Source organism: Vogesella oryzae (assembly GCF_902829295.1).
GTDB classification, from domain to species: Bacteria; Pseudomonadota; Gammaproteobacteria; order Burkholderiales; family Chromobacteriaceae; genus Vogesella; species Vogesella oryzae.
Genome location: NZ_CADEPL010000006.1, coordinates 29,282 through 51,671, shown reverse-complemented (window position 1 = coordinate 51,671; position 22,390 = coordinate 29,282). Strand labels below are relative to the sequence as shown.

The following is a 22,390-nucleotide window of genomic DNA, read 5'->3' as shown; positions in this document are numbered from 1 at the left end:
GCCGGAGCTGGGTGGCGGCCAGCTGATGCGCGATGCGCAGGTGCCGCTCTTCACCGTGTGCACCTTCGAAGGGCTGTAACCAGTCTGGCTGGGTGAAAAAAGGCGCTGCTGATGCAGCGCCTTTTTTTTGTAACCGGGTTGGCCGCAGGGTGCGACCAACCCGGTTACAGCCGGAAGCGGGCCAGCAGCGCCTGCAGTTCGTCCGCCAGCCGGCGCAGCTCGCCTACCGCGCTGTTGGCGTGCCGCAGCGAGGCATCGGTGTCATCGGTCATGGCGTGGATATGCTCGATGTGCTGGGCAATCTCGCGGCTGGCGCCGGACTGTTCGGCGGTGGCCCTGGCAATGTCGGTGACGGTGCCCAGCACGCCGCGGTTGTGCTCGCGAATCTGCTCGATGGCACCGGCGGCGCGCTCCGCCAGCATCACGCCGTTCTCTACCTGCTGGATGGCGGCATCCATGCTGCCACTGGCGCTGGCGGTTTCGTCCTGAATCTGGCGGATGCTGCCGGCGATTTCCACCGTGGCGGCGGCGGTGCGTTCGGCCAGCTTGCGTACCTCGTCGGCCACCACCGCAAAGCCGCGACCCTGTTCGCCGGCGCGCGCCGCCTCGATGGCGGCGTTCAGCGCCAGCAGATTGGTCTGCTCGGCAATGTCCTTGATGACCTGCACGATGCTGCTGATCTCGGCGGAACGGTTTTCCAGATGCTCCAGCACACTACCGACACTGCGGATGGTGCCGGCGATGCTGCCGATCTCGCGCGCGGTGGAGTGTACGCTGTCGGCAACGTGTTCGGCTTCGTCGCCGGCTTCCAGCACTGCGCGTTCGGCCTGGCCGGCAGCCTCGGCGATACGGCCGATGCTGCTGGACAACTGCCCCACGCTGCTGGCGGTCGAGGTGGCCGCGCTGGCCTGCTGGCCGGAGTGGGCGCTGATGTCGGCGGTTTCGCTGGCCAGTGCCGCTACCGCGTCATGGACTTGCTCGGTGCGCTCGCGCACTTCCAGCAACATCTGGCGCAGCGACTGGCTGAAGCGGTTGAAGGCGCCGGCCGAGGCGCCGATCTCATCCTGGCCGCGGATTTCCAGCTGGCGGGTCAGGTCACCATCGCCGCCGGACAGTTCGGCTAGTGCGGTTTGCAGGCGGCCCAGTGGTGCGATCAACCGGCCCAGCAGCAGGCCGAGCGCCAGCAGGATGACCGGTAGCGCGGCCAGGCTGAGTAGCGCGGATTTGATGATGGCGGCGCGGGTGTCGGCAAAGGCACTGTGCTGCGGGATGGAGATGCGCAGCGCCCACGGATGGGCGGTGCGGCCAACCTGGATTGGCCGGATGAAGTGCAACACGCCGTCGCTGCGATAGTCGTAAGCTTGGCCGCTGGCCATGGCCGTACGCGCGGCTTCCGGCAGGGTGCTGTCGGGCTTGCCGACGGCGGTTTTGTCCGGTGCGCCGAGTACCAGCCCGCTATTGGCGTAGATGGTCATATAGCCGTCGCCATACGGTTGCACCGCGCTGGCCAGTTGCTGCAGTTTGCCCAGCCCCATATCCAGGCCGGCAACGCCGACAAACTGGCCGTTGCGCATGATGGGGTAGGACAGGGTGGCCATCAGTACCTTGATGTCGCGGTCCTCGTATGGCTCGGTCAATACCGGCTGCTGCAGGCGCTTCGGTCCGGCGTAATACTCGTCGCCATCGACATTATCGGCCCCCCACACCACGCCCTCCTGGCCATCCTTGCGATACCAGTACACGCCGGCGCGGCCATTGGCACCGTTCTCCGGCTTGCCGGCCAGCTCCGCGTCGCGGGTATCGAGACTATTTGGTTCCCACAGGGTGAAGATGCCGACCGCTTCCGGGTGCTGCGGCAGCAGGGCGCGGGTCTGGGTGCTGGCCAGTTGTCGTGGTTGTGGCGCGCCGCTGTCCGGCACGGCCTGCATGGCGGCGGCCAACCCTTCCACTGCGCTGTAGCTGCGCTCCAGCATCATGCTGAGCTTGTTGGCCTCGCCCTGGGCCTGGGTGCGGGCCTGTTGCAAGACGCTGTCTTCAGCCTGTTGCCATGCCAGCCAGCTGTTGAGGCCGGTGATGGCGGCAAAACCGATCAGTACCAGCAGGCCGGCCCCCGTCAGCAGCTTGGCCTTGATACTCTTGGGCATGCTGTTTCTCCGTGTTTAATTTAATCAATGCCTATGTCTATCCAGTTGCTTGGTTAGGCGATTTTCGGCCAATGTTGGCCGTGATTTATTTTTGTTTGATCAAATTATGGTAAACGCGGGATGGTTTTCAGCAAAGAGCTATCTGTTCGTTTAAAAAAATAAAAGCCCCTTGCGGGGCTTTGCTGTGGTTTTCGCGGGCCGGAATCAGCTGACGCGGCTGATATTGGCACCAACGCCGTTGAGCTTGGCTTCGATGTGCTCGTAGCCGCGATCCAGATGGTAGATGCGGTCGACGACGGTTTCGCCTTCGGCGGCCAGGCCGGCAATCACCAGGCTGGCGGAGGCGCGCAGGTCGGTGGCCATTACGGTGGCACCGGACAGCTTGTCCACGCCCTTGACGATGGCGGTATTGCCTTCCACTTCGATATTGGCGCCCATGCGGTTCAGTTCCGGCACGTGCATGAAGCGGTTTTCGAAGATGGTTTCGGTCATTACAGCCGCGCCTTCGGCGATGGTGTTGAGCGTCATCATCTGCGCCTGCATGTCGGTCGGGAAGCCCGGGTGCGGCATGGTGCGTACGTTAACGGCTTTCGGGCGGCGCTTCATGTCCAGCGAAATCCAGTCGTCGCCGCATTCGATGATGGCGCCGGTTTCCGCCAGCTTGTCGAGGATCACGTCCATGGCACGCGGTGCGGCATTACGCAGCACCACATGGCCCTGGGTCATGGCGCCGGCCACCAGGAAGGTGCCGGCCTCGATACGGTCCGGCATTACCGAGTATTCGGCGCCGTGCAGGCGTTCCACGCCTTCCACGATCATCTTGTCGGTGCCGATGCCCTGGATGCGGGCGCCCATGGAGACCAGGCAGTTGGCCAGATCGACCACTTCCGGCTCGCGTGCGGCGTTTTCCAGGATGGTGGTGCCCTCGGCCAGCGCGGCGGCCATCAGCAGGTTCTCGGTGCCGCCGACGGTGACCATATCCATCACGATATGCGCGCCGCGCAGGCGTTTGGCCTTGGCTTTCACGTAGCCGTGCTCGATGGAGATTTCGGCCCCCATCGCCACCAGGCCCTTGATGTGCTGATCCACCGGACGGCTGCCGATGGCGCAGCCGCCGGGCAAGCTGACGGTGGCTTCGCCGTAGCGGGCCAGCATCGGGCCCAGCACCAGGATCGACGCACGCATGGTTTTCACCAGCTCGTACGGTGCCACCAGTGTATCCAGGCTGGCGGCGGTGATTTCCACTTCCTGCACGTTGTCGGTCATTACCCGCACGCCCATGCCTTGTAGCAGTTTCTGGGTGGTGAACACATCGCGCAGCATCGGCACGTTGGCAAGTTTCAGCGTGTCGGCCGTCAGCAGGCCGGCACACAGGATGGGCAGCGCGGCATTCTTGGCGCCGGAGACGCGGATTTCGCCATTGAGCGGGCCGGTGCCGCCCTGGATGACCAGTTTGTCCATTATTCGATTCAGCCTTGTTGTTGTGCCCACTCTTCCGGGCTCAGCGTTTTCATCGACAGCGCATGGATTTCCGCACGCATGCGGTCGCCCAGCGCCTTGTAAACCAGTTGGTGACGCTGCACGCGATTGCGGCCGGAGAATTCCGGGCTGACGATCACGGCGTCGAAATGGGTGCCGTCATCGCCATTGACCTTGATGTAGTCACAGGCCAGGCCGGCGCAGATAACGTCCTGAATGTAAGTAGCACTAACCATTGGGTAATCCTGTCTGAAAGCTATTGTTATAGGCGCGCGGCAAGTGGCCGCGCTGCCGGTATCACTGTTATTGGCGTAATTTGTAGCCGCTGCGCAGCAAATGCAAGGCCCAGGCGGACAGTAGCAAGAAGCTGCCTGCCACGACCGCTGCGGCCAACCACGGCGACACATCGGCCTGGCCAAAGAAGCCGTAGCGGAAGCCGTCGATCATGTAGAACACCGGGTTGAGATGCGACACGGCTTTCCACAGCGGCGGCAGGCCGGAGATGGAGTAGAACACGCCGGACAGGAAAGTCAGCGGCATGATGATGAAGTTCTGGAAAGCGGCCAACTGGTCGAACTTGTCGGCCCAGATGCCGGCGATGATGCCCAGCGTGCCCAGCACGCCACAACCCAGCGCGGCGAACAGCAGCACCCACAGCGGGTTGGCCGGCAGCGGCAGACCGAACCAGGCGGTGACCAGCAGCACGCCGGCACCGACCACCATACCGCGCACCACCGACGCCAGCAGGTAGGCGCCGAAGAACTCCAGCGCCGACAAGGGCGGCAGCAGCAGGAACACGATATTGCCGGTGATCTTGGACTGGATCAGGCTGGACGAGCTGTTGGCGAAGGCGTTCTGCGCCATCGACATCATCGTCAGGCCCGGGATCAGGAAGGCGGTGTAGCTGACGCCCGGATAAGCCTCCACATGGCGCGACAGCACATGCGAGAAAATCAGTTGGTACAACAGGGCGGTCAGCACCGGCGCGGCCACGGTCTGGAAGGCAACCTTCCAGAAGCGCAGGATCTCTTTCTTGAACAGGGTCAGGAAGCCTTGCATCACTTCTTGCCTCCATGCATCAGTTCCACAAATACCTGCTCCAGATCGGTTTCATGTACCGACAGCTCGCGCACTTCCACTGCGGCCAGGCGCAGTTCGCGCAACACGTCTTCCAGGCGGGCGATGTCGGGCAGGACCAGGATCTGGCGGCCGTCGGTCTCGCGCGCCTGGTAGCTGGCGGCCAACGTTGCCGGCAGCGGGCCGGACAGCTTCAGCGAGATTTCGCGGCTGGCACTGTGCGCCAGCAGTTTGTCTTTGGCTTCCAGCGCAATCAGGCGGCCTTTCTTCATCATCGCGATGCGGCTGCACAGCGCCTCGGCTTCTTCCAGATAGTGGGTGGTCAGCACGATGGTGTGGCCGGCGTCGTTCAGCTCCTGCACGAATGCCCACAGGCTCTGGCGCAGCTCCACGTCCACGCCGGCGGTGGGTTCATCCAGCACGATCACCGGCGGGCGGTGTACCAGTGCCTGCGCCACCATCACCCGGCGCTTCATGCCGCCGGACAGCGCGCGCATATTGGTGTTGGCCTTGTCGGGGAGGCCGAGCTTGAACAGCAGCTCGTCTACCCAGGCATCGTTGTGGCGGATGCCGAAGTAGCCGGACTGGAATACCAGCGTCTCGCGTACGGTAAAGAAAGGATCAAATACCAGTTCTTGCGGTACCACCCCCAGCTGCATGCGCGCGGCGCGGGTATCGCTGACGGCATCGTGGCCCATGATGCGGATGCGGCCGCTATCGGGACGCGACAGGCCGCCCATGGCGGAAATCAGGGTGGTTTTGCCGGCGCCGTTGGGGCCAAGCAGGGCAAAGAACTCGCCGTGGGCAACCGTGAAGCTGATGTCATCCAGTGCCTGCAGCGTGCCAAAGCGCTTGCTGACCGACTCGATGCTAATCGCGTGGCTCATTTGGGTGTAATGGGGCTGTAAATGCGGGAAAGCCGGGCAGTATACGCGAATCAGTGTTCCGCTGCAGGCTCTGCTAGCCAGCAGCTGTCACGGAAAATCCCTACAAAATAAGGGCTTATCAGTGCATGGATATACTGGTGAACAGTGTTGTCTTCCGGATTGATCATCCAGGTGTGGCACAGGCCGCCGTACAGCGAGTGCAACCCCAGTGCCGCCAGACGCGGCTCGATGCCGTCGCGCAGCTGGCCGGCGCTGGCCGCATCCTCCAGTACCTGCTGCAAGCGGGCCTGCTTTTCCTGCGTCCAGCTGATCTGTTCCAGCAGCAGCGGCGCCATTTCGCCGACCTGTTCGCAGCCGAGGTGATGAATGCCGCAGATGCGACGCAGGCGCTCGTTGTCGCGCACCAGCGCAAACAGCGTGCTGGCGTGCTGCCACAGGCGCGCGGCAGGGGAGAGGCGGCTGTCGAGCAGCACGCTTTCCATCTCCTCCAGCTCCGGCATGATGCGGTCGCAGATGGCAGTGAACAGATCCAGCTTGTTGTTGAAGTGCCAGTAGATCGCACCACGCGTCACGCCCGCCGCCGCAGCGATGTCGGCCAGCGAGGTGGCGGCCACGCCTTTTTCCCAGAACACGCGTTCGGCGGTATCCAGGAGCAGGTGGCGGGTTTGTTCGGCTTCTTCTCGGGTCTTGCGGGCCATGATGGTGACAGGGTTTTTGTGCGGGCGTAAGGATAGCGATAAATGCCAGGCAGCGCAGCCGCTTTGTTTACATACGTACATGAATGTATGTATTATTTGCCATCTTTACGCTGCTGCCAATGTCTTTATTGTTGCCAGTTGCCAATGGCATGAATTTTTGTGCCAAGGGTGGCAAGATACGGCCATGACGGCGGCAATGCTCTGAACTACGGTAAAGCATGCCCGCGAGCGCCTGCCCGGCAGGCTGCTTGCTGCGTCCAACGCTTCGCACATCAAGCACCACTATCAGGACCCTCACCCATCAAGGAGCCCTTCGTGATAACCATCAAGCCTCGACACACGCTGGTATTGCTGCCGTTGGCCGCACTGCTTGCCGCTTGCGGCCAACAACAGAACGAGCACGCCGCCGCTGGCGGCAACATGCCGCCGATGCCGGTGAGCGTGGTTGAAATGAAACCGGCCGACGTGCCGGTTACCACCGAGTACGTGGCACAGACCAGCGGCTCGCGTGAAGTGGAAGTCCGCGCCCGCGTTTCCGGCATCCTGCAAAAACGTGCCTATACCGAAGGCGCGGCAGTGAAGGCCGGCGAATTGCTGTTCCAGATCGACCACGCGCCGTACCAGGCGGCGGTAGAGCAGGCGGATGCCTCGCTGAAGCTGCAGGAAGCCAACCTGATCCGCGCGCAGCAGGATTACGACCGCGTGCTGCCGCTGTTCAAGGAAAACGCCGTCAGCCAGAAGGACCGCGACGATGCCGTCGCCGCGCTGGCAACCGCCAAGGCATCGGTGGCAGCGGCACGCGCCGCATTGAAGGCGGCGCAGATCAACCTGGACTACACTCGGGTGACCGCGCCGATTTCCGGTGTTACCAGTGCCGAAGTGCGTTCCGAAGGCAGCCTGGTACAGTCCGGTGGCGACAGCCTACTGACCAAGATCTCGCAGCTCGATCCGATCTACGTGAAGTTCTCGCTGTCGGATAACGACGTACTCAAGACGCAGAAACTGGCACGGGAAGGCAAGCTGCGCCTGCCGGCCGGCAACCGCTACACGGTATCGCTGAAGCTGCCGGATGGCAGCCCGTATGGCCGAAACGGCGTGATCGATTTTGCCGACCGCGTCATCGATCCGGCGACCGGCACCTCGGCGGCGCGTGCCATCTTTGCCAACCCGCAGAACCTGTTGCGTGCCGGCCAGTTCGTGCGCGTGGAGCTGAAGGGTGCGGTGCGTGTCAATGCGCTGGTGGTGCCGCAGCAGGCGGTACTGTCCACCCAGCAAGGCAAGCTGGTGTGGGTGGCGGGCAAGGGCAACAAGGTCGAGCCGCGTCCGCTGCAGCTGGCCGAGACCCCTGCGGCCAACGGTGGCTTCATCGTGGAAAGCGGCTTGCAGCCAGGCGACAAGGTGATCGTGGATAACCTGATCAAGCTGCGCCCGGGCGCCACCGTGGCACCGCATCCGGCACAGGCCGCTTCGGCGCCGGCGCAAGGCTAAGGCGGGGGAGCAGACACTATGTTCTCAGCCTTCTTTATCCGCCGGCCGATCTTCGCGTCTGTACTGTCCATCATCATCGTGCTGGCCGGCTTCTTCGGCATGCGCGCGCTGCCGATCGAACAGTACCCGCAGATCGTGCCGCCATCGGTGGCGATTACCACCTCCTATCCGGGCGCCTCGGCCGAGGTGATTGCCGAAACCGTGGCTTCGCCACTGGAGCAGGCGATCAACGGCGTGGACGACATGCTGTACCTGCAGTCGACCAGTGCCAGTAACGGCCGGCTGACGGTCACCGTCACCTTCAAGATCGGTACCAATCCGGACCAGGCGGCGATTAACGTCAACAACCGTGTGCAGTCGGCACTGACCTCGCTGCCGGAAGAAGTCCGTCGCCAGGGCGTCAACGTGCGCAAGCAGGCGGCAACCTTCCTGCAGGTGGTGGCGCTGTATTCGCCGGACCAGCGCTTCGACACCCTGTTCATGAGCAACTACGCGTTGCTGAACGTGGTGGACGAGCTCAAGCGTATTCCGGGCGTGGGGCAGGTGACCAACTTTGCCGGCCAGGACTACGCGATGCGTATCTGGCTGAAGCCGGACCGGCTGGCGCAGCTGGGCATGACGCCTAGCGATGTGGCCAAGGCGATCCGCGAGCAGAACGCGCAGTTTGCCGCCGGCAAGATCGGCGCCACCCCGACCGAGGGCAAGCCGGACTTTACCTACACCATCACTACCCAGGGCCGATTCACCGACGCCGCCGAGTTCGAGAACATCATCCTGCGCGCCGGCAGCGAAGGCGCCAAGGTGCGGTTGAAGGACGTGGCAAGGGTCGAGCTGGGCGCGCTGTCCTACGACTTCTACGGCAAGTACAACGGCAAGCCGACCATTCCGATCGGTATCAACCTGGCGCCGGGGGCCAACCAGCTGGACACCGCCAAGGCGGTGGAAGCCAAGATGGCGGAGTTGTCCACCCGCTTCCCGCAGGGGCTGTCCTACGTGATTCCGTATGACACCACCCGCTTTGTGGAAGTGTCGATTCACGAGGTGGTGCAGACCCTGGCCGAAGCCATGATCCTGGTGTTCGCGGTGGTATACCTGTTCCTGCAGAACTGGCGTGCCACGCTGATTCCGGGTCTGGCGGTGCCGGTGTCCATCATCGGTACTTTTGCCGGCATGTACCTGCTGGGCTATTCCATCAACACCCTGACGCTGTTTGGTATGGTGCTGGCCATCGGTATCGTGGTCGATGACGCCATCGTGGTGCTGGAAAACGTCGAGCGCATCATGATGCAGGAGGGCAAGCCGCCGTACGAGGCTACCCTGCAGGCGATGAAGGAAGTCAGCGGTCCGGTGGTGGCCATCGTGCTGGTACTGTGCGCGGTGTTCATTCCGGTGGCTTTCCTCGGCGGTATCGCCGGCGAGATGTATCGCCAGTTCGCCATCACCATCGCCATCTCGGTGACCATCTCCGGCATCGTGGCGCTGACGCTGACCCCGGCCTTGTGCGCACTGATGCTCAAGCCGGAGCACCAGCACAGCAACCGCTTCTTTGAAGGCTTCAACCGCTTCTTCGATCGCCTCACCAGTCGCTACAGCCGTGGCGTGGCCTTCCTGCTGCGCCGTGCGCTGCTGGCGCTGCTGCTGTTCGGCGTGCTGATCGGCGCCTCGGTGTGGCTGTTCAAGCTGGTACCGTCGTCGCTGGCGCCGGAAGAAGACCAGGGCTACGTGATTGCCGCCACCATCCTGCCGGACGGTGCCGCCATCAACCGCACGCTGGGCGTGATGAACAGCTTCGACAAGCAGATTGCGGCCAACCCGGCGGTGAAGGATGTGATGAGCTTTGCCGGCTTCGACATCCTGTCCGGCTCCAACCGCAGTAATACCGGTGTGACCTTCATCACCCTCAAACCGTGGGACGAGCGCAAGGCGCCGGGGCTGTCGGCACAGGCAGTGGTCGGCGATGTGTTCGGCAAGGGCATGCGCGTACCGGAAGGGCTGGTGCTGGCCTTCAACCCGCCGCCGATCTCCGGCATGTCGTCTACCGGCGGTTTTGAAGCCTATCTGCAGAACCGAGCCGGTGCGACTTCCGGCGATCTGGCCGGTATGGCGCAGAAGCTGATGCAGGAAGCCGCCAAGCGGCCGGAGCTGGCCGGGGTGCAGACCACCTTCTCGGCCAACGTGCCGCAGCTCAACGTGAAGCTGGACCGCGACAAGGCCAAGGCGCTGGGTGTGGCGGTGAGCGACGTGTTCGATGCCATGAGCAGCACCTTCGGCTCGCTGTACGTCAACGACTTCAGCAAGTTTGGCCGCATCTTTACCGTGCAGCTGCAATCGGAGGCCAGCTACCGCGATAGCGTGTCCGACCTGTCCAATGTGTTCGTGCGTTCCAGTGGCGGGCAGATGATTCCGCTCACCTCGCTGGTAACCGTGGAGCAGACCACCGGTCCGGAAATCGTCGAGCGCTACAACGCCTTCCCGTCCGCCAAGTTCGTCGGCGGCCCGGCACCGGGTTACAGCTCGGGCCAGGCGCTGGCGGCGATGGAGCAGGTGGCGAAGGAAGTGCTGCCCGATGGCTACACGCTGGCATGGACCGGCTCGGCATTCCAGGAAAAATCCACCGGCGGATCGTCGTCGATGGTGTTCGTGGTGGCGCTGGTGATGGTGTTCCTGATCCTGGCGGCACAGTACGAGCGCTGGAGCCTGCCGATTGCGGTGCTGACCGCAGTGCCGTTCGCGGTGTTCGGTGCGCTGCTGGCTACCTGGCTGCGCGGTCTCGCCAACGACGTGTACTTCCAGGTGGCACTGGTGACGCTGATCGGCCTGGCAGCCAAGAACGCCATCCTGATCGTGGAGTTCGCGGTGCTGAAGATGGAAGAGGGCATGCCGCTGGGGCAGGCGGCGATCGAGGCGGCCAAGCTGCGCTTCCGTCCGATCGTGATGACCTCGCTGGCCTTCATCCTGGGTTGCGTGCCGCTGGCCATTTCCAGCGGTGCCGGCTCCGCCAGCCGCCATGCCATCGGTACCGGCGTGATTGGCGGCATGTTGGCCGCCACCTTTATCGCCGCGCTGTTCATCCCGCTGTTCTTCAAATTGATCATGCAATTGAGTCAAGGCAAGCAGAAACAGGAAGGAGCCGAGCATGACGCCTAAACACGCCCTGATGCCGCTGTTGCTGGCAGCGGTGCTGTCCGGCTGCGCCGCGGTCGGTCCGGATTACCAGCGTCCCGAGCTGGCCTTGCCGGCCGGCAAGGCGCTGCCGCAGGTGGAAGCCCGCTGGTGGCAGAGCTTCGGCGACCGTCAGCTGGATGCGCTGATCGACGAGGCCCTGCGCTATAACCGCGACCTGCAACAGGCTGCGGCCCGCGTGGACGAAGCCGCGGCGGCGCTGGGCAGCGCCCGCGCCAGCCGCTTGCCGCAGGTCACCGCCAATGCCGGCGCCACCCGCGCGCAGACGTCGCAGTACAGCAGCGGCGCCGGTGCCATCGGCAACCAGTACAGCGCGGCGCTGAACGCCAGCTGGGAGCTGGACCTGTGGGGCAAGCTCGCGCGCCAGCGCGAGGCGGCGACGGCCAACCTGTCGGCCAGCGAATACACGCTGGCGGCGGCGCGGCTGTCGCTGGCGGCCCAGGTCAGCAATGCCTACTTCCAGCTGCTGGCGTACGACGCGCAACTGGCGGCCGCCAGGGCCACGCTGCAGGGGCGCGAAGACAGCTTCCGCCTGCGCCAGAAGCGCTTTAACGGCGGCATGACCTCCGAGCTGGAGCTGAAGCAGGCGGAAGCCGAGCTGGCTTCGGCACAGGCGGCGGTGCCCAAGCTCAGCCAGGCGGTAGACCGCAGCGAACATGCGCTGGCGGTACTGCTGGGCCGCGCGCCGCGCGAACTGTTGCAGGCTCCGGCGCGGGGCAAGCCGCTGGAGCGGCTGGCGGAAGCGCCAAGCGTGCCGGGCGATCTGCCATCCGACCTGCTGCTGCGGCGTCCGGATATCGCCGCGGCCGAGCAGCAACTGATTGCGGCCAACGCCCGTATCGGCGTGGCGCGTGCGGCCTACTTCCCCAGCATCGGCCTGTCGGCCGGCATCGGCAGCGAGAGCTACAAGCTGTCGCAGCTGTTCAGCGGCCCGGCGCAGATGTGGAGTTTTGCCGGCAATCTGGCGGCGCCAATCTTCAACAACGGCGCCATCGCCGCCGATGTCTCGGCCGCCAGCGCACGGCAGAAGCAGGCACTGGCCGGCTACGAGAAGGCAGTGCAGTCGGCGTTTGCCGACACGCTGGACGCGCTCACCGCAGTGCGCAGCAGCCGCGAGACCGAGCTGGCACAGCGCAAGCAGCTGGAGGCGATGCGCGAAGCGCTGCGGCTGGCCCGCTTGCGCTACGACAACGGCTACAGCAGCTATCTGGAAGTGCTGGATGCCGAGCGCAGCGTGTTCCAGCTGGAGCAGTCGCTGGCCGATGCCCGCCTGGCCCGGCTGCAGGCGGCGGTGAGTCTGTACACCGCGCTGGGTGGCGGCTGGCAGCCGGGTTAACCCGTCAGCGTCAGCCAGACACCGGCCACCGTTCGCGGTGGCCTTTTTTATGGCTGGCTGCGGAAATGCGGGCGTGGCGGCTTGCAATCCTGCGGCGCTTGGGTGATGATTATCCGAGTAAATTAGTCGGATATTGGTCATGTCGAGCACTTCGCCCACTGCCGTCGTCACCCAGGACGACAAATTCACGGTCGAGCGCATCAGCTGGCTGCGGCGCTGGAGCGACAAACTGCTGAGCTTCCGCCTGAGCCGGCCGGATGGCTTCCGCTTCGTGCCCGGCCAGTTCGCCCGTCTCGGTCATGTGCTGGACGATGGCAGCATGGTGTGGCGCGCCTACTCCATGGTGTCGGCGCCGTGGGACGAGTACCTGGAGTTCTACTCCATCGTGGTGCCGGACGGGCAGTTCACCAGCCGGCTGGCAAGGCTGGGCGAGGGCGACAGCGTGCTGCTGGAGCGCAAGGCCACCGGCTTCTTTACCGTCGACCGGCTGCCGGATGGCGAACAGCTGTGGCTGCTGGCCACCGGTACCGGGCTGGCGCCGTATCTGTCCATCCTGCAGCAGGAGGATGTATGGCAGCGCTTTGCCCATATCGTGCTGGTGCATTGCGTGCGTGAAGGCATCGAACTGGCCTACCGCGACGAGATCGCCGCGCTGCGCGATCACCCGCTGCACGGCGATGCCTACGGCCACAAGCTGCAATACCTGCCGGTGGTGACGCGCGAGACGGTGCCGGGCGCGCTGTCCGGCCGTATTCCGGCGCTGCTGGCCGACGGCACGCTGGCCGCGGCTGCCGGGCTCACCATCAGCCCGGAACAGTCGCGCTTCATGATCTGCGGCAACCCGCGCATGGTGATGGATACCTACCGCCAGCTGCAGCAGCAGGGTTGCCGGCTGGCAAGGTTGGCCGCACCGGGGCAGGTGGTGCTGGAAAACGGCTGGTAACCGTGCTATTCCACGGTTGCATTTGTATAGTCAAATATGTTCGTTCGGGCTGCCGGCGTTTTTTGCTATAGTCCCGTCTGTTTTATTGATTCAATGATCAATAGCTTTAAGGAATAACAATGAAGAAGACACTGCTGACCCTGTCGCTGCTGGGCCTGACCGCCAACGTATTCGCCGCCGACCTGCTGGATACCGTGCAACAGCGCGGCACCCTGAAGATCGCGCTGGAAGGCACCTACCCGCCGTTCAACTTCAAGGACAAAGAGCAGAAGCTGACCGGTTTCGAAGTGGAACTGGGTGATGCGCTGGCCAAGAAACTGAAGCTGAAGCCGGAATTCATTACCGGCGAATGGAGCGGCCTGCTGGCCGGCCTGCAGGGCGGCAAGTTCGACGTGGTGCTGAACCAGGTGTCCATCACCGACAAGCGCAAGGAAGTGTTCGACTTCTCCGTGCCGTACACCATTTCCAGCGCGCAGCTGATCGTGCGCAAGAACGAGACCCGCAGCTTCAAGAGCCTGGCCGACCTGGCCGGCAAGAAGATGGGCGTGACCCAGGGCAGCAACTACGCCGACATGGTCAAGGCACAGGGCGGCATCGAGTCCAAGTTCTACCCGTCTGCCGCCGAGATTTTCCAGGATCTGGCGCTGGGTCGCGTGGATGCGGCGATCAACGACAGCCTGCTGATCCCGTTCGCGCTGAAAGAAGCCAAGCTGCCGCTGAAAGCCGGCGCGCCGGTGGGCGGCACCACCTCGATGGGTATCCCGTTTGCCAAGGGTAACCCCAAGTTCAAGGCCGCCATCGATGGCGCGCTGAACGCGATGTACAAGGACGGCAGCTTCAAGAAGATTTCCGTGAAGTGGTTCGGTATTGATGTATCGAAGGCACCGGCCGCACGCTAAAATCGGCCGTTGAACCACGCCTCCGCGTCGTGCGGAGGCGTTTGTATTTGTAGAACACGCTACGCGGCCGCTTGCCGGCGGCGGGAAGGGAACAACATGGATTGGCTGGAGCTGGCCAAAGACGCGCTGCCGGTGCTGATCAAGGGTACCGGGCTGACACTGTTCTTTGCGGTGATCTCCATGGTGCTGGGCTTGGCGCTGGGCTTTGTGGTGGCGCTGCTGCGGGTGGCGCGCGTGCCGCTGCTGTCGCAGCTGGTGGCGTTCTACGTCAGCGCCATGCGCGGCACGCCGCTGCTGGTGCAGATTTTCGTGATCTATTACGGCCTGCCGTCGGTCGGCATCGAGTTCGAGCCGGTGACCGCCGGCGTGCTGGCGCTGACGCTGAACGTGGCCGCCTACCTGTCGGAAAGCCTGCGCGGCGCCATCGCCGGCGTCGATCGCGGCCAGTGGGATGCCGCGCTGTCGCTGGGGCTGTCCTGGTGGCAAGGCATGCGCTACGTGGTGGCGCCGCAGGCGCTGCGTCTGGCGGTGCCCAGCCTCGCCAACAGCCTGATCTCGCTGATCAAGGATACCTCGCTGGTGTCGGTGATTACCGTCTCCGAGCTGATGATGTCGACCAAGGACCTGATCGCGCAGACCTTCCAGCCCTTGCCGCTGTACCTGATGGCCGCCGCCATCTACTGGGTGCTGAGCGCGGTGTTCGAGCAGGTGCAGCGCCGGGTCGAGATCAAACTGCAGCGCGCCTACCAGCGTTGATCCAGCTTGCGGCCAACGTTGGCCGCAAGTTCACCGAATACGGAGTTGCCGATGAAATTCGCCACCAAGGCCGTCCATGCCGGCTACGACTACCACGGCCACCAGCGCGCGCTGATGCCGCCGATCTACCAGACCTCCGCCTTTGCGCATGACGAAGTCGGCGAGCAGCTGGATTTTGCCTACTCGCGCACCGGCACCCCGACCCGCGCGGTGCTGGAAGCCAACCTGGCGGCGCTGGAAGGTGCCGCGCACGGCCTGGCGTTCGCCAGCGGCATGGCGGCAGTGGACGCGGTATTGCGCGCCACGCTGCAGCCGGGCGACGAAGTCATCGCCGTGGCCGATCTGTACGGCGGTGCCTACCGCATCCTCACCAAGGTGATGGCGGCGCAGGGCATCAAGGTGACCTTTGCCGATCTGACCGCTGCGGCCAACCTTGAAGCGCTGATCGGCAGCAACACCAAGCTGCTGTGGCTGGAATCGCCGACCAACCCGCTGCTGAACCTGGTGGACATCGCTGCACTGTCGGTCATCGCCCACCAGCACGGCGTGAAAGTGGCGGTGGACAGCACCTTCGCTACCCCCTACCTGCAGAACCCGCTGGCTCTGGGCGCCGACATCGTGGTGCATTCCGCCACCAAGTATCTGGGCGGCCATTCCGACGTGCTGCTGGGGCTGGTGGCGGTGAGCGATGCCGAGCTTTTCAAGGCGATCAAGTTCATCCAGAACGCCGCCGGCGCGGTGCCGGGGCCGCAGGACTGCTTCCTGACCCTGCGCGGCATCAAGACCCTGGCGTTGCGCATGGAACGCCACTGCGACAATGCCGAGAAAGTGGCGGCCTTCCTGCAGAACCATCCGGCCATCGACAAGGTGTTCTATCCCGGCCTGCCGGAGCATCCGGGGCACGAGCTGGCCCGTCGCCAGATGCGTCGCTTCGGCGGCATCGTCACCGTCTACCTGAAAGACAATAGCCGCGCCGCCGCCAGCCGCATCGCCGGCAAGCTGCAGCTGTTCATGCTGGCCGAGTCGCTGGGCGGGGTGGAGTCGCTGGTCAACCACAGCTACACCATGTCGCACGGCGGCATGCCGCCGGAGCAGAAGGCGGCGCTGGGCATCCGCGACGGCCAGCTGCGCTTGTCTATCGGTATCGAAGACATCGACGACATCCTCGCCGATCTGGCACAGGCGCTGGCGGACTGAGCCGGCGTTTAGCATGAAAAGCACAAGGCCACGCCCATCGGGCGTGGCCTTGTGCTTTGGCGCTGCGGCCAAGGTTGGCCGCACGCGGCTTACTTGAACAGCGCCGCGTTGGCGTCGATGGCCGCCAGCGCGCACTGCTCGTCCAGGTGGCCACCGGGGGCGCCGCCGATGCCGATGGCGCCGATCACCTCGTTGCCGGCTTTCAGCGGTACTCCGCCGCCCAGCAACAGGAAGCCCGGAATGTCAGTCAGGTTGGCCGCACCCGGATTCTTCTGCGCGTTTTCCATCATCGCCAGCGTCGGTGCCTTGGCGGAGGCGGAAGTGAAGGCCTTGGCGCGGCTGGCCTCGATGGTGTGGGTGCCAGCATTGTCGGCGCGGGCGAAAGCCTTCAGGTTGCCGGCGCGGTCCACCACGCTGACGCCGACGTTCCAGCCCTTGGCCTGGCACAGCGCTACCGCGTCGCTGGCCAGTTTCTGCGCGTCGGCCAGCGCGATATTGCGTTCGGTGAGCGGGGCGGCCTGGGCCAGGGTGGCGGTGGCAAGCAGCAGGGCGGTGCAGGTGGTACGGATCATGGTGAAGCTCCTGTTCGTGGTGGGGCGAGGGATGGCTTCATGGTAGGCAATCGGTGGCGACGGCAACATTCGGTTGATTACGCCGCGGCCTCCGTAGTGCTACGGAGGCCGGGTTGGCCGCAAGCCATGACTGGTTTGCGGCCAACGTGTTTTGGTGGTGGGGAATCCGCTGCGCGGATAATGATTGAAGTCGCCGGTTCCGCCCGGCGGACGGGCCAGGGGGCGTGCCGCCGCCCCCTCGCGACCCCGCTCGCCCCAATGGTCCGCGAAACCCCGGCAATACAGGCCCGCGCAAGGCGCCGCTGATTCGCCGCTTGCTAACGGCGCGCGGCTCAAGCAGCGTCTTAAAACCTTGCACAGACCTGTTTTGCCGGCGCTCCCCGTGGGGCAGTCGGGCGCTTCACAATGTTGGCCGCAGGCTTGTTTGCAGCGGTATCTCGACGCCCTCGGCTTGTCAGATGCCCTCCGCCAGCAACACCAGGTAGTGGCGGATCAGCTGCGCCAGGGTATCCACTTCCAGCTTGGCGAACACATTGGCGCGGTAGGTTTCCACCGTGCGCGGCGACAGCGCCAGCTCGCGGGCGATTTCCTTGTTGCTCAGGCCGTCGGCGATACGCTGCAGCACGTCCAGCTCGCGGCCGGACAGCCGCGCCAGCTTGTGCCGTGCGGCCAATGTGGCCGCCTGCCGCTCGCGGCTGGCGATGTGCTGGCGCACCGCTTTCTGCACCGCGTCCAGCAGCACGTCGTCGTCCACCGGCTTTTGCAGGAACTCCACCGCACCGCTCTTGAACGCGCGGCGGCACAGGTCCACGTTGCCGTGGCCGGTGAGCATGATCACCGGCAAGTCGCTGCTGGCCAGCTGTTCCAGCACGTCCAGTCCGCTCATGCCGGGCATGCGGATATCCAGCAGCAGGCAGCCGATGGCGCCGCGGTCATGGCTGGCGAGAAACGCCTGCGGGTCGGCAAAACCTTCGCTGCGCAGCCCGACGCTGCGCAGCAGCAGCGCCAGCGCGTCGCGCACCGCGTCGTCGTCGTCCAGCAGGTAGATCAGCGGGGATTGCTTGTCGGCAGTCATCGGGACTCCTCGGCCAGTGGCAGGCTCAGGGTGAAACAGGCGCCGCCGGCTGGCAGGTTGGCCGCAGTGAGCTGGCCGTGCATGCCATGCGCCAGCGTTTCGCTCAGGCTCAGTCCCAGCCCCATGCCGCCTTCGCGGGTGGTGAAAAAGGGCTGGAACAGTTGCGGCAACTGCTCGGGCGGGATGCCCGGCCCGTCGTCGCTGACCGTCAGCCAGTAGCGGCTACCCAGCGCCTCGCCGCGCAGGCGGATATGGCCGCCACGGCTGCCCAGCGCTTCGACGGCGTTCTGCACCAGGTTGTGCAGGATCTGCTCCAGCGCCACCGGCTCGGCCTGCAGCCGTGCCTCGGGGCTGGCGTTATCCCAGCTGAGGGCAATCCGGCGCGCGGCCAGCTCGTCGTGGCGCAGCACCAGCAGCGACTCCAGCAGCGGTTGCGGATCGAGTGCGCGGCTGCCGCCACTGCCCGGCTGCGTCACCATGGCGCGCAGGCGGCCAACGATGTCGGCGGCGCGGCGGGCCTGGGCGGCGCTGGTCTGCAGTGCCTGGCGTACGCTATCGCGTTCGTCATCGTCGTCCAGCAGGCGCTCGGCCGCCCGCACATTGGCGAGGATGGCGGTCAGCGGCTGGTTCAGTTCGTGGGCGATGCCGGCGGCCATTTCCCCCAGCGTCCCCAGCCGGTTGAGGTTGGCGAGGCGCAGCTGCTGTTGTGCCAGATGGCGCTGGGCGCGGACCTGCAGCCGGCTGCGGATGCTGCCCAGCAGCAGGGCCAGTAGTAGCGACAGCGCCAGCCACTGTGTCCACGGCCATTCGGCCGGCGTCAGCACCCTGCGGCTGTGAAAGGCAAACGGCTGGCTGGCGGCCGGCAGCCGTTTGTCCAGCGCCAGCGGCCAGCCCCATGGCAACGGTTGCGGTTGGCGCGCCAGCAGGGCCAGCTCGCCGCTAGGTAGTTCAAGGCTGATGCGCGCCAGTGCCGGCGGCCAGTCGCTACCGGCCAGCAGGAGGCGGGCATCGATCAGCAGACTCCAGCCGGAGCCGTCCACCAGCCAGTAGCGGCCATTGCCGGCCGGCAGGGTCTGGGCGAGATGCTGGCTTGCCGCCTGGCGGTAAGCGGCGGCGATGCCGGCGGGGGCGGCACTGCTGCCGTGCCAGCTGTCGTGTTGCCAGTAGCCGATGGCCAGCAGTTGCGGCATGGCCGGTTGCAGGCCGGCCAGCAGGGGTTGCGCTGGCGGCGGCGTTTCCAGCTGGGCCAGCGTGGCCAGCACCGCCTCGTGCTGTACCGTTTTCTGGCTCAACAGGCGGTGGGCAATACTGCTGTCCTGGCTGAAGCGTTGTTGCTGTTCGCGCAGGGCAAACCAGCCGCTCAGCAGCGCGCCCAGCAGGCTGGCGAGCAGCCAGTAGCTGATGCTCTGGCGCAGGGTGGGGATGTTCATGCACTGCATTATGGCAGCGGTGGCGGCACGGCAACCTCCGTAGCGCTACGGAGCCTGCACGCTGCCTGGGGCGCGGTGCGGCCAACCGTGGCGCTTTAGACGGGGGATTGCCCGGCGGGGAGGACGATCAGTGGTAGTAACGCAGGGCGATGCGGCGTGCTTCGCCATTCTGCTGCAGTTGCTGCAGTGCCGCCGCCAGCCGGTTTGCCGCTGCCGAATTGGTGCTGCGGCTGCAGCCCAGCCAGGAGTCGGCGTGCGCCAGTGGCAGTACCTGGCGCAGCGTTACGTGCTGCTGCTGGGCGAAGTAGCGGGCCACGACATCATGCACCGCCCACAGGTCCACGGCATGATCCTGCAGCATCTGCAGGCTGTCGCCGGGAGTATGGGTGGTGCTGTAGCTGAGCTTTTTTTCCTTCAGCCGGTTCTCGGCGGTGGTACCCAGCATCACGACGATGCGTTGCCGTGCCGCCGCGGCGAGACTGACGGATGCGGGGGCGTCGCCATTGTCCAGCGTGAACAGGGCCAGTTCGCCGCGGTTGAGCAGTGCCAGCCAGAGGTACAGCTTTTCCCGCTCGGGGGCGCGGGTCAGCGGATAGGCGCAGGTGTCGGGCGTCTGCTGGGTCGTCTGCTGTGCCCGTTTCCACGGCAGGTCGCTGCGGATGTCGAGGCTGACGCCGCTTTGCTTTGCCGCCAGCTGCAGCAGGTCGTAGCCGATACCGCTGTTGCGTCCGTTCTCGCTGACGATGCTCAGCGGCGGATAGTCGGCGGTATAGATGGTAAGGTCTGCGGCCTGGAGCGCGGGGGCGGCCAGGCTCAGCAAACAGGCTAGGGTCCGGGGTTTCACGAACTGGACTCCGTGGGTGGGTGTTTCATTATGACCGCTGCGCCGGCGGCTGCAAACAAAACGGCCAACCCCGCGAGAGGTTGGCCGCATGTCGCCGCAGCTGCGCGATCAGGCGCGGACGCAGTCCACGCAGTAGGTCTTCTTGCCGTCGATGTCGGTAGCCACCAGACCGTGCACGTCGGTCTCGAAGCCCGGCAGCTGGCGGTTGAAGGCCTGCACGAAGCGCAGGTAGTCGACGATGGTCTGGTTGAACACCTCGCCCGGAATCAGCAGCGGGATGCCCGGCGGGTACGGCGTCAGCAGCACGGCGGTGACGCGGCCTTCCAGCTGGTCCACCGGCACGCGCTCGATGTCGCGGTGCGCCATCTTGGCGAACGCTTCGCCCGGGCGCATCGCCGGCGCCATTTCCGACAGGTAGATCTCGGTGGTCAGACGGGCAATGTCGTGCTCGCCGTACAGGCGGTGAATCTTCAGGCACAGGTCCTTCAGGCCGACACGCTCGTACTGCGGGTACTTGGCGACGAATTCCGGCATCACGCGCCACAGCGGCTGGTTCTTGTCGAAGTCGTCCTTGAACTGCTGCAGCAGCGAGATCATGGTGTTCCAGCGGCCCTTGGTGATGCCGATGGTGAACATGATGAAGAAGCTGTACAGGCCGGTCTTTTCCACTACCACGCCGTGCTCGGTCAGGTACTTGGTGACGATGGCGGCCGGGATACCCAGCTCTTCGAAGCTGCCGTCCAGCGCCAGACCCGGGGTCAGGATGGTGGCCTTGATCGGGTCCAGCATGTTGAAGCCGTCTTCGATGCCGGCAAAGCCGTGCCAGCTGTCTTCCGGTTTCAGCGTCCAGTCGGCCGGGTCGCAGATGCCGTCATCGGACAGGGTGTCCGGGCCCCACACGCGGAACCACCAGTCACGGCCGTATTCGCCCTGTACCTTGCGCATGGCGCGGCGGAAGTCCAGTGCTTCCACCAGCGATTCTTCCACCAGCGCCTGGCCACCCGGCTGCTCCATCATCGCCGCCGCCACGTCGCAGCTGGCGATGATGGCGTACTGCGGGCTGGTGGAGGTGTGCATCAGGTAGGCTTCGTTGAAGCTCATGGTGTCCAGCTTGCGGTTCTCCGGGTCCTGCACCAGGATCTGCGACGCCTGCGAGATGCCGGCCAGCAGCTTGTGGGTGGACTGGGTGGAGAAAATCATCGACTCCTTGCAGCGCGGACGGCCCTCGCCGATGGCGTGGAAGTCGCCGTAGAAGTCGTGGAAGCTGGCGTGCGGCAGCCAGGCTTCGTCGAAGTGCAGGGTATCGACCTCGCCATCCAGCAGGCCCTTGATCTCCTCGACGTTGTACAGAATGCCGTCGTAAGTGGACTGGGTGATGGTGAGGATGCGCGGCTTGGCGCCGTTGTTCTTGGCCAGCGCCTCGCGGGCGAACGGGTTGGCCTCGATCTTGGCGCGGATAGCCTCCAGCGAGAACTCGCTTTTCGGAATCGGGCCGATGATGCCGTAGTGGTTGCGCGTCGGCATCAGGAACACCGGAATCGCGCCGGTCATGATGATGGCGTGCAGGTTCGACTTATGGCAGTTGCGGTCCACCAGCACGATGTCGCCGGCGGCCACGGTGCTGTGCCATACGATCTTGTTGCTGGTGGAGGTGCCATTGGTGACGAAGAACAGGTGGTCGCAGTTGAAAATGCGTGCCGCATTGCGTTCCGACGCCGCCACCGGGCCGGTGTGGTCCAGCAACTGGCCCAGCTCGTCCACCGCGTTGCACACGTCGGCGCGCAGCATGTTCTCGCCGAAGAACTGGTGGAACATCTGGCCCACCGGCGACTTCAGGAACGCCACGCCGCCGGAGTGCCCCGGGCAGTGCCAGCTGTAGGAGCCATCGTAGGCGTAGTTCACCAGCGCGCGGAAGAACGGCGGCGCCAGGCTGTCCAGGTAGCTCTTGGCCTCGCGGATGATGTGGCGTGCCACGAACTCCGGGGTGTCCTCGTGCATGTGGATGAAGCCGTGCAGTTCGCGCAGGATGTCGTTGGGGATGTGGCGCGCGGTGCGGGTTTCGCCGTACAGGTACACCGGAATGTCCGGGTTGCGGCGGCGGATTTCGGCGACAAAGCCGTACAGGCCGCCCAGCGCGGTTTCGGCGTCTTCCTCGGTGTGGAATTCCTCGTCGTCGATCGACAGGATGAAGCCGGCGGCACGGCTTTGCTGCTGCGCGAACGAGGTCAGGTCGCCGTAGCTGGTGTAGCCGATGACGTCCATGCCTTCGGCCTTGATGGCGTCGGCCAGCTCGCGGATGCCGGAGCCGCTGGTGTTCTCGGAACGGAAATCCTCGTCGATGATGACGATGGGGAAGTGAAAACGCATACCTGAGTCCTTAGT

18 protein-coding genes are annotated in these 22,390 nt (G+C 64.8%); 7 read left to right on the top strand and 11 right to left on the bottom strand.

Annotated features, from left to right (window positions below):
- Positions 1–164: 164 nt before the first annotated feature.
- The 6 genes from HU218_RS02705 to HU218_RS02680 all read right to left on the bottom strand — a co-directional run bounded on the left by HU218_RS02705 (position 165) and on the right by HU218_RS02680 (position 6,285).
- Positions 165–2,144 carry a methyl-accepting chemotaxis protein gene (locus HU218_RS02705; protein ID WP_174873412.1) on the bottom strand — a complete coding sequence of 660 codons (1,980 nt, stop codon included), beginning with the start codon at positions 2,142–2,144 and terminating at the stop codon, positions 165–167.
- A 204-nt stretch (positions 2,145–2,348) separates the two neighbouring features.
- Positions 2,349–3,605 (bottom strand): UDP-N-acetylglucosamine 1-carboxyvinyltransferase, encoded by a 1,257-nt coding sequence (gene murA / locus HU218_RS02700; RefSeq protein ID WP_174873411.1) that lies wholly within the window; start codon positions 3,603–3,605, stop codon positions 2,349–2,351.
- Between the two features lie 8 nt (positions 3,606–3,613).
- Positions 3,614–3,859, bottom strand: coding sequence for a BolA family protein (locus tag HU218_RS02695; protein WP_174873410.1), 246 nt, complete (start codon positions 3,857–3,859; stop codon positions 3,614–3,616).
- A gap of 67 nt (positions 3,860–3,926) precedes the next feature.
- On the bottom strand, positions 3,927–4,682 hold the full coding sequence (locus HU218_RS02690) for an ABC transporter permease (RefSeq protein ID WP_174873409.1): 756 nt from the start codon (positions 4,680–4,682) through the stop codon (positions 3,927–3,929).
- A complete protein-coding gene (locus tag HU218_RS02685; protein ID WP_174873408.1) occupies positions 4,682–5,587 on the bottom strand; it encodes an ABC transporter ATP-binding protein in 906 nt (301 codons plus the stop codon). Before HU218_RS02685 ends, HU218_RS02690 begins: the two co-directional genes overlap by 1 nt.
- A 50-nt stretch (positions 5,588–5,637) precedes the next feature.
- Entirely contained in the window at positions 5,638–6,285 is a 648-nt protein-coding gene (locus tag HU218_RS02680) for a TetR family transcriptional regulator (protein ID WP_174873407.1), read from the bottom strand.
- A 315-nt stretch (positions 6,286–6,600) separates the two neighbouring features.
- On the opposite strand from HU218_RS02680, the gene HU218_RS02675 reads away from it, so the two are divergent.
- From HU218_RS02675 to HU218_RS02645, 7 genes are all read left to right on the top strand, one after another.
- Positions 6,601–7,773 (top strand): efflux RND transporter periplasmic adaptor subunit, encoded by a 1,173-nt coding sequence (locus HU218_RS02675; RefSeq protein ID WP_246210703.1) that lies wholly within the window; start codon positions 6,601–6,603, stop codon positions 7,771–7,773.
- Positions 7,774–7,791: 18 nt separating this feature from the next.
- Positions 7,792–10,920, top strand: coding sequence for an efflux RND transporter permease subunit (locus HU218_RS02670; RefSeq protein ID WP_174873406.1), 3,129 nt, complete (start codon positions 7,792–7,794; stop codon positions 10,918–10,920).
- Positions 10,910–12,292 carry an efflux transporter outer membrane subunit gene (locus tag HU218_RS02665; protein ID WP_174873405.1) on the top strand — a complete coding sequence of 461 codons (1,383 nt, stop codon included), beginning with the start codon at positions 10,910–10,912 and terminating at the stop codon, positions 12,290–12,292. Before HU218_RS02670 ends, HU218_RS02665 begins: the two co-directional genes overlap by 11 nt.
- Before the next feature lie 139 nt (positions 12,293–12,431).
- Positions 12,432–13,235, top strand: a complete 804-nt coding sequence (locus tag HU218_RS02660) for a ferredoxin--NADP reductase (RefSeq protein WP_174873404.1) — start codon at positions 12,432–12,434, stop codon at positions 13,233–13,235.
- A gap of 119 nt (positions 13,236–13,354) precedes the next feature.
- Positions 13,355–14,134 carry a transporter substrate-binding domain-containing protein gene (locus tag HU218_RS02655; protein ID WP_174873403.1) on the top strand — a complete coding sequence of 260 codons (780 nt, stop codon included), beginning with the start codon at positions 13,355–13,357 and terminating at the stop codon, positions 14,132–14,134.
- A gap of 96 nt (positions 14,135–14,230) precedes the next feature.
- Positions 14,231–14,890, top strand: a complete 660-nt coding sequence (locus tag HU218_RS02650; RefSeq protein ID WP_174873402.1) for an amino acid ABC transporter permease — start codon at positions 14,231–14,233, stop codon at positions 14,888–14,890.
- Between the two features lie 51 nt (positions 14,891–14,941).
- On the top strand, positions 14,942–16,087 hold the full coding sequence (locus HU218_RS02645; protein ID WP_174873401.1) for a trans-sulfuration enzyme family protein: 1,146 nt from the start codon (positions 14,942–14,944) through the stop codon (positions 16,085–16,087).
- An 89-nt stretch (positions 16,088–16,176) separates the two neighbouring features.
- On the opposite strand, the gene HU218_RS02640 is transcribed toward HU218_RS02645, so the two are convergent.
- From HU218_RS02640 to HU218_RS02620, 5 genes are all read right to left on the bottom strand, one after another.
- On the bottom strand, positions 16,177–16,659 hold the full coding sequence (locus tag HU218_RS02640; protein WP_174873400.1) for a GlcG/HbpS family heme-binding protein: 483 nt from the start codon (positions 16,657–16,659) through the stop codon (positions 16,177–16,179).
- A gap of 454 nt (positions 16,660–17,113) precedes the next feature.
- Positions 17,114–17,734, bottom strand: a complete 621-nt coding sequence (locus HU218_RS02635; protein WP_174873399.1) for a response regulator transcription factor — start codon at positions 17,732–17,734, stop codon at positions 17,114–17,116.
- Positions 17,731–19,164, bottom strand: coding sequence for a sensor histidine kinase (locus HU218_RS02630; RefSeq protein ID WP_174873398.1), 1,434 nt, complete (start codon positions 19,162–19,164; stop codon positions 17,731–17,733). The genes HU218_RS02635 and HU218_RS02630 overlap by 4 nt, the downstream gene beginning before the upstream one ends.
- Positions 19,165–19,291: 127 nt before the next feature.
- On the bottom strand, positions 19,292–20,008 hold the full coding sequence (locus HU218_RS02625) for a substrate-binding periplasmic protein (RefSeq protein ID WP_174873397.1): 717 nt from the start codon (positions 20,006–20,008) through the stop codon (positions 19,292–19,294).
- A gap of 108 nt (positions 20,009–20,116) precedes the next feature.
- Complete coding sequence (locus HU218_RS02620) at positions 20,117–22,375, bottom strand: arginine/lysine/ornithine decarboxylase (protein ID WP_174873396.1); 2,259 nt, start codon at positions 22,373–22,375, stop codon at positions 20,117–20,119.
- Positions 22,376–22,390: the final 15 nt, after the last annotated feature.